Annotated in this window: 9 protein-coding genes and 1 pseudogene; all 10 read right to left on the bottom strand. The window is 52.0% G+C overall.

The features are described from left to right. Positions 1–21: 21 nt before the first annotated feature. The 10 genes and pseudogenes from B5G43_RS05625 to B5G43_RS05580 all read right to left on the bottom strand — a co-directional run bounded on the left by B5G43_RS05625 (position 22) and on the right by B5G43_RS05580 (position 11189). Positions 22–1008, bottom strand: coding sequence for a hypothetical protein (locus tag B5G43_RS05625; protein WP_343214392.1), 987 nt, complete (start codon positions 1006–1008; stop codon positions 22–24). A gap of 283 nt (positions 1009–1291) precedes the next feature. Further along, on the bottom strand, positions 1292–1954 hold the full coding sequence (locus B5G43_RS05620) for a DUF6100 family protein (RefSeq protein ID WP_087259496.1): 663 nt from the start codon (positions 1952–1954) through the stop codon (positions 1292–1294). 3 nt (positions 1955–1957) lie between these two features. Further along, a complete protein-coding gene (locus tag B5G43_RS05615; RefSeq protein ID WP_087259495.1) occupies positions 1958–2485 on the bottom strand; it encodes a DUF5697 family protein in 528 nt (175 codons plus the stop codon). Between the two features lie 133 nt (positions 2486–2618). Beyond that, on the bottom strand, positions 2619–5675 hold the full coding sequence (locus B5G43_RS05610) for an ATP-binding protein (protein WP_087259494.1): 3057 nt from the start codon (positions 5673–5675) through the stop codon (positions 2619–2621). A 30-nt stretch (positions 5676–5705) separates the two neighbouring features. Next, a complete protein-coding gene (locus B5G43_RS05605) occupies positions 5706–7082 on the bottom strand; it encodes a C39 family peptidase (protein ID WP_087259493.1) in 1377 nt (458 codons plus the stop codon). Continuing rightward, positions 7083–8075, bottom strand: a complete 993-nt coding sequence (locus tag B5G43_RS05600; RefSeq protein WP_087259492.1) for a hypothetical protein — start codon at positions 8073–8075, stop codon at positions 7083–7085. Between the two features lie 11 nt (positions 8076–8086). Next, positions 8087–8797 (bottom strand): annotated as a pseudogene (locus tag B5G43_RS05595) (hypothetical protein). Between the two features lie 39 nt (positions 8798–8836). Beyond that, positions 8837–9235 carry a hypothetical protein gene (locus B5G43_RS05590; RefSeq protein WP_007712699.1) on the bottom strand — a complete coding sequence of 133 codons (399 nt, stop codon included), beginning with the start codon at positions 9233–9235 and terminating at the stop codon, positions 8837–8839. 252 nt (positions 9236–9487) lie between these two features. Then, positions 9488–10039, bottom strand: coding sequence for a hypothetical protein (locus B5G43_RS05585; RefSeq protein ID WP_087259491.1), 552 nt, complete (start codon positions 10037–10039; stop codon positions 9488–9490). Between the two features lie 46 nt (positions 10040–10085). Then, a complete protein-coding gene (locus B5G43_RS05580; protein WP_242960465.1) occupies positions 10086–11189 on the bottom strand; it encodes a helix-turn-helix domain-containing protein in 1104 nt (367 codons plus the stop codon). Positions 11190–11414: the final 225 nt, after the last annotated feature.

The raw sequence follows: 11414 nt of genomic DNA, 5'->3' as shown, positions 1-11414 counted from the left end.
AGGCAATCATTTTCTTTTTGTTTATGGGAAGAACCTCCTCTCAAATTTGATGAAGTCAATGGTTTGAAAGCGCACCCTGCTGCCGCAGTAGCGCCGCAGTACATCTGCCTGAAAATCAAAGCAAATGATCGTTCCGGAACTGTCCATAAGATCGAGGGCGCTGTTGAAGCGTGCAATCCTGGGCAAATCGAAGAAGTAGCAAAACAAAACAGGTGTTCCATCCGCTTCAAAGGCATCGTGTTCGACGGCTCGGCTCGCAGCCCCGGTTGTAAGGCCCTGCTTCAAGATGTCGTTGAGCTGCGCTGTCTTGGCGCAATCGCACAGCAAGGCCAGCAGCACTTCACCCTGATGGTCGTTAGTAAAAAAGAAAAAATGGTCGTAGCTTCCGTCCAGCATGAAATAATCATGTTTGGCGCCGCCGGTGCTGGTCAGCATCTGGTAAGCGAGTTCCATGCTTTCCCCCAGAACGACCCCCTGCACAGCGTCTGCATTGTATTGCCCGGTGAGGCGCTGCTGACACAGAACGCTCCACATCAGAGCCTTTACCCGCATCTCGGACTTGTAGCGCCATTTCATCAGCGCTGCGCTGCTGTTGTAAGTGACATAGATGCTGCTGGAGGTAAGGAGCACACCAGTGAAGCGAGAACTGCGGATCTGCGTGGTATCCACCCCCATCTCCTTGACTTCACGGGAACTGTAAAATGAGGGATACTCCACGGCCCCATCGGAATAGCCCTGCGGGGCAAAAACCTTCGGTTTTTCATCTTGGAAAAGTCCCACCCCAGCATTGTCCATCGTGACATAGGTTTCTGCCAGACGGTGAAGACGAAGCCGACGCCCAATCTCGCTTTTCAGCCGGTTGGTGTCGGTATCGCCTGTCAGATAGGGAGCAAAACGCTCAGGCCAGTTGTCCAGCAGCCTGTTTTTGGCGCGAACGCCTAAACGATAGCCGCGGAGTTTGTCTCGGTAATAGGTGCGGAGTAGCCCGCTCTTTTTCAGATCGGTCACAACCGACTCCAAATAGTAAGGACTGGCTGGGAGACGGTTGAGCTGGCTGGTGGGGAACTCTCCAGAGATGGCTGTCAACGCCAGAAGCCGGAATGGGAGCGTGTCCGGTTGTGGAAATGTCCGGCTGCTTTTCCCAAGTGATCACCTCCCTTGTGATGTGTTTTTTTACCGTGATGACTGAGAACTTCGGTAAAAATCTGCGGTGGCGCAAGTCTGGAAGCGTTGAAAATCCGGGCTTTTTTGTGCCATCAAGGTATGTCGGGAAAAATAAGGGCCAAAAGGCTCAAAAATCCGAGATGGTTTTCAAGCTCTCTTTGCGCTCTGCAAGCCATTGGGGAAACCGCTTCTTTTCCATGACAAAGATCTTGGTGCAGTCTTGCTCTCCCAGCTCTGTGGTATTATAGGCGTCGCATAGCAAACCGGTATCATCGGCCATCACAAAGGTGGACAACAGATCCAGCAACTGCTTTTCCTCCAGATTGTCATAATCACGCACCCGCCTGGTGGGAAGTGTTTGATCGTAAACTTGGGCAAAGCAGACAACACAATTCCGGTAATGGGGGAGAGGCTGTTCCTTTGCGTACTGCTCCAGAGCGAAATAGAGCGGGTCTAACAGGAACTCGGAACTTTGCCGTTGCCGGCGCTTCGGGAGAAGCCTGGGAAGGGTCACTTCCAGGACCCCGTTTTCATAGGCTATCGAGATGCCCTGCGCCACGCTGGCGGATTGGAGATACTCGCCCTTCTGGATGGAGGTGCTGGAATATATCAAATGCCGCAGCCGGCAGGCGATCCGTTCCGCCCGAAGCGCAGCATCGGTAGAGAGAATTTCGTAATTGTCGGGATAGCGTTGGATGTCTGTTGTGTCCATCGCATACAGCGCATTACTCAAACGGGATATATCGTCGAGAATGCTCCCTATTCTGCGGGAAATCAGTTTTCGATCCAAAAATCATGTGCCTCCTGCTTTCTTGAAATACTGGGTTTGTCCATCTTGGGATACGGTGCAAAAACCGGATATGTCGGGACAGTCGATTTTGGCAATCTGTGTCGGAGAATCGACCAAGATGATGCGGCGGCTACCGCCCTTGTTGCCCCGTAGAGCATGACAGACTAACGCTTCCTGTCCATGGGCGACATGGGCGACTTCATACAGTTCCTCATCGGCAAAAAAGACCAGTTTGACAGGAAACTCCGCAGGTGCATGATAATCAGCCTGCTGAATGAAATCCAAAAGGACCCACACCGCCTTGATAAGCGCCTGATCAGCTTTGGGCGAATAGCCGGCAGGAAAATATCCGCCGTTATCACTTTGGAAAATGCGGCCCTGCCTTTCCAAATGGGAAAGCAGGGCTTTCGCTGTTTCAGACTTGCCAGGGTGAAAGCAAAGAAGCTGCTGCTGGCTGAGACCAGGATACATAGTCACCGTCCGCAGTAGCGTTGCAGCTTCATTTCCATAGATTTCAGCCCTGGTCTTCATGAGCTCACCTCCTGTTTGTAAAAATAGATGACGCATAAAAGACGCCATCGGGACGCCTTTCAAAAATAATCGCTGAAAGGCATCATCGCAGCGTCTATTTGGCGTGTTTTGAAGAAATGTAGGAGAACAAGGGTTATGCAGACTCCTGTTCACGACGCTTGCGCTCCAGAATTTCACGAAGTTCACGCCGGTCGGTGGTAATCAGGTCCTTCTCAAGAGGGCTGGCCTTAAACTCAACCATGACATTGTTGTTGTTGGTCGAGATCAAGCCATTGCCACGCTCAAAATGGGTGACCTCCATCGTTTCCGCATCGGACAGGTGCAGGGTCTCCTGAACCCGTTCCGCTTCATCATCCTCCAGGTTAAGAATGATCTTTGTCTTGCTGTTGTTGATGATACCTTTGCCAAAGCGACCTTCATCCAGATTGAAGAAATCGTTGAGGTCTTGGCTCGCGAAGACCGCCGAGCCTCCATACCCACGTATCGTTTTTGCAATCTCCAAGAGGAAATCGCCGGCCAGTCGTGTGCCTGTGGCGCCGGCGCCGGAAAGGAGCTGCCAGCATTCATCGATGAAGATGGTTTTTTCTTCTGTGCGGTCGGCCTTTGCCCGGTCCCACACGAAATCAAGCGCCACAAACATACCTACAGTCAGCAGATCGCCGGTGAGCGAGGAAATGTCCAGCACGGTATATTTGTTATCCAGACTTACATTGGTCTGCTTGTTAAATGTACTGGCCGAACCGTGCACCAGACGGTTGAGAATATGAGCCATGCGGGTAGTTTCCGGCGCAGCTTTCAGAATCTCATGCAGGTCGCCCAGCACCGGCATTTCCTGGTACTGACCCGGATTGGCCGGGTCATCCAGTGAAGCGTTATCATGCGTGATGCCCTTTGCGTTGTAAGTGCGGATCAACGCTTCGTCCAAAAGCTGACGCTCTTCATGGCTCATATCGGGAATGAGCAGGCTGAAAAAGATGTGCAGCTGCTGGATTTTTGCCGCCAATTCAGAAAGCTGGATTCCGGGGCCGTCCAGGAGTTCATTGACAGACCGATCAACCTTGCGGATCTCCATAACATTGATGCAGTGAGGACTTGCCGGGGAGATTTGGATAAACTCGCCGCCCACATTTGCACAGGCGCGGTGAAACTCGTGCCCCTTCAAGGGAGCGACGATGAAAATAGGGATATTTTTACGCCGCATTCTTAACGCCATAAGCTGCATTGTGAAGGTTTTGCCTGCGCCGCTGGTACCTAAAATCGAAATGTTGGCATTTTTGTAAATCGCGGAATTGAAAATATCCACGATGATGAGGGAACTGTTGTACTTGTTCACCCCCAAAAGGATGCCGTTGTCGTCACACATCTCAAAGGAAGTGAAGGGGTAGCAGCTTGCGGCACCGCCAGTCAGCAGGTTGCGCTTGCCACGCTCAAAAAGTCCTTTCTCCATGGATACCAGCGGGAGCGCGGAGAGAAATGCCTGCTCCTCACGAAAATGGCAGGAACGGACATCCATATCCTGCGAAAGCAGAAGCTTTTTCATCTCGCTGACCTTCCATTCCAAATCTTCCTCAGTAGGGGCAGTAACGGTAATCAACAGATTCAGATAGTAGAAGTCCTCGTTGTTGGCAAGACCTTCCTTCAGAAAATAGCCGCTTCGGATGGCACCGTCGATGTCGTCAAAATCAGTGTTGGTGTCGCTCGCGTCCTTGATTTTGGAACGATTGATGCGGAGCTGCTGACCTACCCGCTGGATGATGCGCTCTTTGGGCTGCCTGGAAAGGAACATGTCCATGTCGATGCCGTCGCCGGCGTTGACGATTAAACTCAGCCATCCGGCGGGAGCCTGCGTCTTATAACCATTCGACGGAATCAGCAAATAGGCGTAGTACAGCCCGTCTATGCACAGATAGCGCCCATGAGTAAAATCAATACTCTTGGGAGCGGCAAACTCGGCTGCAGGGATATGGTCAATCTCGCTTTCCCGGCCTTTTGCCGCATACTGTGCAACAACCTCCTGTGCCCGGAGTGCCAGCGGTTTGATGGTGCTCTCATTTCGGCAGAGGAGATTATAAAGAACATCAACCGTAAATTCGTCCTCGTTTTCGGGGATAATCAATTCATTACCGCATTGCCGGAGGTAATTGGATGCAGTATGTACGGCGCTTTGCAGGGATTGAATAGCTTCCTCTTCCTGTTCCGAACGCCGGGTGTTGTTCCAGGGCTCATACTCAAAAATCAGGAAAAAGCGCCGTGTGACAGCTTCCCGGGCGCCGATCTGCTGCACAAAGCTCAGATAGTCTTCCTGCATCAAACGGCACTGCTCATTTTTCTCCTGAGCCATCTCCCTGCGTACTGTGTCCAAATGACGATTGATGTCCGCCCGACGGGTCAGCACCTTGATCTGCAGCTTGACGGGAGAGATTTTCAGATACGACACAAAAGAGTAGATGATATTGCGCTGCTCTCTCGCGCTGCGGAGCATAAAGTTGATGGGAACCACCTCGACCACCTTGACATACCGGTGGTCTTTGGTGTAGATGATGCCGTTCTGGATCTTTTCGATGGGAAGATAGTCTGCCACCGGATTCAGGCAGGCGGGCGGCTGCTCTTTGATATGAGCGGGGCGCTTGGGCGGACGTGCCTTCTCCTTCCGCTTGTTGGGCTTTTTCTTCGCTTTTTTGGACGAAAGTTCTTTCTTCGGCTTTTTCTTGGGCCGGAGTTTCTCACGAATCTCGTAACTGCGAACCTCGTCAAACTCAGCTGGAAAATCCGATTCACCGGAACGCCTGCGCTTCGGAGGTCGAGACTCCTTTTCTTTCGGAGCCCTCTGCTTGAGATGTCTGCCGGGGCGTTTCATAGGGGGCGCTTGCTCATTCGGCTGCTGACCATCGCCGCCGACGATGCGGCGATTCCGCAGATATTTCAAAAAGATAATCAGAAATTCCGACAAACTCTCGCCAGAAATGCCGATCAATGCGACCAGAGCCGCAGGAAGGGCGGTCAGGCACAAAATGATAATGCGGGTCGTCAACCCGAACGGAACAAACATGAAGACCGGCACCCCGATGGCAAAAGCCAGGATACCGGCCTCAATAACATTCCGCGCACGGAACATACCGCCGAAAAATGTGCCTGATTCAATGAAATTCGGCGGTATGATATAAATATCATGGTCGTTTTTGTTGCTCATATATACCTCATTTCCGTAACCGAAGGAAGGTCAACCGATAATCCAGAACGGACCGCCGGCGCCTGCACGACGGCTGGCCTCGTTTAAGATAATGGACAGATCCCAAAGTTGCTCACTGCGCTTATAGCTGGCCGGGTCTGCCACCATGATTTGACCGTCTTTTACGCCTCGGAGAACGATGAAGTGGCCGGAAGAAGTGAAATGCCCTTCAGCCATGATTGCCACAACCAGCTTTCCCTCAGAAAGTGTATCGACGATGCGCTGCGGCTCGGATGTCGTACAGCCGGATACCGGCAGCCCCCAGGCCTCCGCTGCGGCAGGAATCAGGGCGTGATAGGAGCCGCTGTTGTTACACCAGTATCCATTTTCATAGGACCACTGCGCCATCTCCACGGGATCAACCGTATCGTCCGTAAGGGAAGACACTACGATTGCCATGCTGGTCGGCCCGCAGCCGTAGCCGCCAATGTTGTCAGTTCCATAAGGCTGGCTGGCATAGCGTTCATCCAGCTGGTTATAGTACACCACCGGTGTCACACCATCGGTAAAGGTTACATCCCCAAGAGAGGGGATGCTGTTTCCAGTCCACTCTGTCATGTTCTGGAGCAGCCCATCACCCAAAAAGGTACTCAGGTTGGAAGCGTAGTCAGAGGCAAGTTCCTTTTGCTCATCCGTGAGTGCGAAAACATGGTCCGCAAGATAGGATTCACCGTTATACCGGATCGTGTAAATGATCCATGTTTCGGTAGTGGTGGTTTCCTCGCCGGTTTCCGGGTCCTCGGTAGTAACCTCACGGGATTCCTGGACGCTGGTGTAGGAATACAGGTGTTCCTTATTGTCCCGGAGAACAGCGGCCAAATCATCCAGTGAAATGCTTTCAAAATCCTCATCCCGGGCCGCACAATACTGAGAGATGATGAGATTGGCATTGAAAACAGGGCCGGAGGAATAGGAATTCTTGATCTCCATGTGGTCAGCACCAGACGAAGCAAAATCTTCCTCAATCTGGGCCATCACATCATCCAGCGCCTCGCCCAGAATGGAATTGATGGTGAATGTGATGTCATTGGCGTTTTCCACAATAGCTGTCTCGCTGTTGAGAACAGGGGCTTCGGAATCTGCCGGAGAAAAGGCGTTAACCAGACCTCCAAAGATAAGCCCCGGGAGCATCAGGACAAACAGTACCGGAAGTAAAAGCAGAATGATAATGACGGTAATGATCTTGCCGATGTGCTTGCGTCCGGCCCAAACGGCCCCGGCCACGGCACCATACGGGCCGCCGGCAGCAGCTCCTTTTGCGGCACCGGAAATTGCCTTGCCTGCCTTAATGGCGCCTTTTATCGTGTGGGCGGCGGATGCTCCGGTTTCCACAGCGTCGGCAAGACCAGTCTTTTTTTCTTCATCCATTTAGAGCCTGTCCTTTCTGCGGGGAGTGGGGGGCAGCTTTTTGACGATTGACTCGTTGTAGGCTATCGAACCATCCGGCGCCATGTAGGGGGATTTCTCTACAGTGTCAACAGCGTATTGCTTATACCATGCCGCACCGTCGGCGGAATGAACCGTTGTGTATTGGCCCTCGGGTGCAACATACTGATCTGCATGATACATTCCGAAAGCGATACCCTCCGGATGCTCGGCGGTAACTTCGGTGCCTGTGATACGCCCGCCGCCGATCTCAACATTCTGGTATTGGGGAATGTTTTCAGCGCCAGTTTCCAAAGCAGCGTGCCCCATGTAAGAGTGAAGAGCGTCAACAGCTTTTTCACCGGAAATCGTACCCATCTGGGTGATGTTCCCGGTGGCAACAGAACCGATCACATTGTTGGCGAAATTGCCGCCCTTGCTGACGGACGAAGTATAGATGTGGACGCCGATACCCCCTGCAGCACCGCCTACGAGACCACCAAGGCCGGAGGCTTTTGTTTCTGAGGGAGTTGTCGCTGTTTTTACCGCATTGTTCGTGACCTTCCGGCCAATTACCCCGGCCAGACCGCCGCTGGCAAAGCCGGCACCAAAGCCGCCGCCCTTGCCGCCACCGCCTGCATTCACATGAGTGGAATTGCTGCTGTGCCCACCACCGAAATGGTGGCTGGAAAAGCTCTTGAATCCACTGAAGCCCCGGGCGGCTATTAAGGCCTCCGCCAACATACTGCCGCCGGTATGGCCTACATTGACCCCAAGACTTGCCATGAAGGAGTCGATTTTCTGTGATACTTTGAGAAAACCAATCGCACACATGAACCAAATCAGGACATTGCCAGATACTGCTTCTTTGCCTACGGCGTCTACCTGCGCCTGCACTTCTTCCTCCGTAACGGCGGCAAAAGCGGGTTGGTAGCACAGGCAGGCAAGAAGGCCGACCATGAGCGCAAGAAACAGAATTCTTCTGAGTTTTTTCATTACGTCCCTCCTTAAAGCGAAAGCGGGTTGGAGATAAACGAACCAACCATGCTCGTAAATAGGCGCAGGCACCAGGCGTTCATAAGCAGCAGAAAAATCTGCCCGCCCAGCATCCGACACCAGGATTTCCAGATGTTTGATGTGGTTTGGCTTGCCCCCATCGCAAAAGCGACTGGTGCAGTATAGACCAGCACACCAAGCAATACATATCGTTCCGCTGCTTCAAGCAGCAGTTTCAGATAGTTTCATGCCAAAATGACGACCAGAATCAAAGTGATCAAGGCCACGGCTCCATTGGCACATACACCGATGATCACCAGCATCACCGAATTGAAATCAGCAAAGCTGAGGGGCGGCAGTTCTGAATCCATGATCCAGCGGTACGGGGTGCCGCCGATGGTCAGTATTGTGTTGATGATCTCGTCTGAAAAAAGTGCCAGCAGAATGAAGAGAACCGAGCGGATGCTCAGCTTCACAGGATCTTCTGCCTCGATACCGGCGCTCAGACCAAAATTCTTAAATAGCTGCCATACCCAGTTGAGCAAAATCAGACCGACAGCCAGAGCTGCGAAAATCCCGTACATCGTCTCTGCGGCGGGGAAATAGCGCAGAAAAACGGTCATGTCACAACCAAGCGCGCCCAAAACCGAAGTAGTCACAAGGTCGAGACCTGCCATGATCTGCTCTGCAATCCATTCAACGATGCCATCCAGGATACCCATAAATTACGCCTCCTTCCAGCGGGTGTAGAGTTGTCTCTGTCATCCAGCCCACTGACCGCCGGCAAACAGAGGCGTCACATAAGCCATGATAAAGCCCAATCCGTTGAGGATCGCCCAGGTGATACAGATGCGCTTCAGCCAAGCACGGCTTTCATCGACGGTCCGGCCGGAGCGGGAGAAGTTCATCAACAGCAGGGCGACCGAGGCGGTCACAATGGCCGCAATGGTGGAAATGGCGACGATCTGCGTGTAGACATCCTGCATGATCTCTTTGGCTTTAGACCAAACATCGGTTGCAGCGAAGGCCGGCTGACAGAAGACCAGCGACATCGTGACACAGAGAAAAGCCATGTAGGCGAGTTTGGCAGCGGAAAAATGATGCTGAGGCGTGCGGTCAGCATCTTTCCGCTTCGGCTGGGGAAGTTTCAGTTTCTTCAATGTTTGAGGACCTCCAATCCAAATGTGATGATCGTTGCTCAAAAGCAAAGAATAAGCCCGCACCTGATTTGCAGATGCGGGCTTATTCCCGGGCCGGACGGCCGTTTGGACAGAAAAAAGCACCTCAGAAAAAGGCGCTGTTCTCTGTCCGTATTCGGTTTTGGGTGCAAGTTTGAGCATATTCAGTCTAACACATGGAGATTTACGCCTCAAGGGCAGAAACGCGCCAATTATTTTCCCGATATGTGCCAATTATTTGCCCTGCTCGTTTTCGCCGGCCTTCAAGTCTGGGAAAAATTGCTCCAGCACATCCAGGCTGTCCTTGGAGGTATATCCCCACAGCACGGAACTGAGGGCTTCGATGGCCTCCCGCCGCTTACGGTAATAGGTGCGGAAGGAAATATCCCGGATATGAGGACGCAGGTTCTCGATGATCTCCTCCACATTTTTCAGCTGCTGGGGGGAGAGGAAAGAGTAGTACAGAAGCCAGTAGTATGCTTCACCGTTCTTGTGCTTGGTGCGGAGCAGATCGACTGCCGAATCCAGCAATTTCAGCATTTTGTGGCTGCGCTCAATGCACTTGGCGTGATGCTCAATATCGCTGCCCGCCAGATCGGCGCCGGCCAGGTAGACAGAATCCAGAAAATCCTCGATGGAAGTGCCATACTCGATCTCAAATTTTGTCCGGACATGCTGAACAGACAGCTCCAGGCTCCAAACCACATCACGGTATTTTTTCAGCAGCTTCCAGGTGTCGTGGTACAGCGGGTTTTCAGCAACATTCTTTTCGTCAAATTTCTTCATGGTTATGCCTCCTTAATCGTTTTCAACAATGGGGTTGAGAGTAAGTTCAAAACTTGCGACCTGCTTGTTGCCGCACAACACAGCCAGGCCTAAGCGCAGCACCGTTTGATCGCGCGCGGGGTAGTAATACTTCCCGGCAGTCGCCCGATAAAGGATATAACTTGTAGTGAGAGAGGGAGCATCCAAAGCACGAAATCCCTTGTGCCATCAGGATTTGCGCCATTTTCTGCAGGATGATTTCAATGTGAGATTTTGAAACGCTGGAGAGTTCGTCTGAAACGATGACCTCATGCTCCATGGTGGGCGCTTCCTGGTCAACACAGCCCTCCGCAGGAAGCTCCAGACGGATATTGAGTGTCATAGCGACCTCCTCTTTGTCCACCATCACATCAGATATTTCAAACATGGTGGACAAGTAGTTTTTAAGATAGATCACGCTGCCGTGGCGGCCGGGGAAGGACATGAGGGAAATATAGTCCAGGGCGGACAGCTTTTTAAGAACACGGCCAACGGTGGCCCGGGAAAGGCCCCAGCGAGCAGCAAGTTCCGTATAGGTGACCAAAGGGTTGCCGGTGCCGTTGCGAAAATAGGCTACAGGCCCAAGCGCCGACCCCTGCACTTGACTGTCGTTGTAGATGGCTGAGACCCATAGATCCAGCACGATGTCCATTTCAGAACAGCGGTCAGAGCTGATTAAATCAGTAACGATGGATACCGGTAAAAAGAAAAAGCCGGTGTCCTTTTGACAGGGAGCGTTATACTCCAGAACCGTGTTGTGTCGGGACCAGTTCCGGATTTTATAGCGGATCACATTCCCTCGCCCCAGAGAGGAGAAGTCAATGAGATGACGCTGCTGAAGTTCTCCCAAGATGGAAAGCGCCTGACACTGAAAACGAGTCCGAAACCATTGAGAAAGCTCTTTGAGCGTACAGACCCATTCGCCGGGGTAGACGGTGTAGCTGATGCCATCAATGCGCCGGTATGAGGTGCGGAAGTTTGCAAAGCTGCAAAGCACGGTATAATAAAAAAGGCCGGAGCCGCCGCTTGCGCGAATGCTCCGGTCATCTATCAGACGATGGATAAACTGTCGGTAAATCCGACAACGTGGATAGTCCACCACCTGTTTAATTTGTAATTGATAGGCTGGCATAAGAATCTCCTTTTTATATATAAGGTATGAAATTGGATTGCACTGCGAAAAAATCGTTGACTTGAACATCTCTGGGGCTTATGCTATACTTGTTTCTGTATGAATCTGCTTGCTGATGCTGGCAGTATCCATGCAGGCTTTACTCTTCCTGGGGCTGTTGCCTTTCAAAGCAATGTAGCCATTCATTGTGCCAATTTTAAGCCATCTTCGAGCCAATTCTGAGCC

It is taken from the genome of Flavonifractor sp. An92, from assembly GCF_002159175.1.
In the GTDB taxonomy this organism is placed as follows: Bacteria; Bacillota; Clostridia; order Oscillospirales; family Oscillospiraceae; genus Pseudoflavonifractor_A.
Note: the sequence above shows the minus strand (reverse complement) of the source record. Positions and strands in the feature narration are given on the sequence as shown.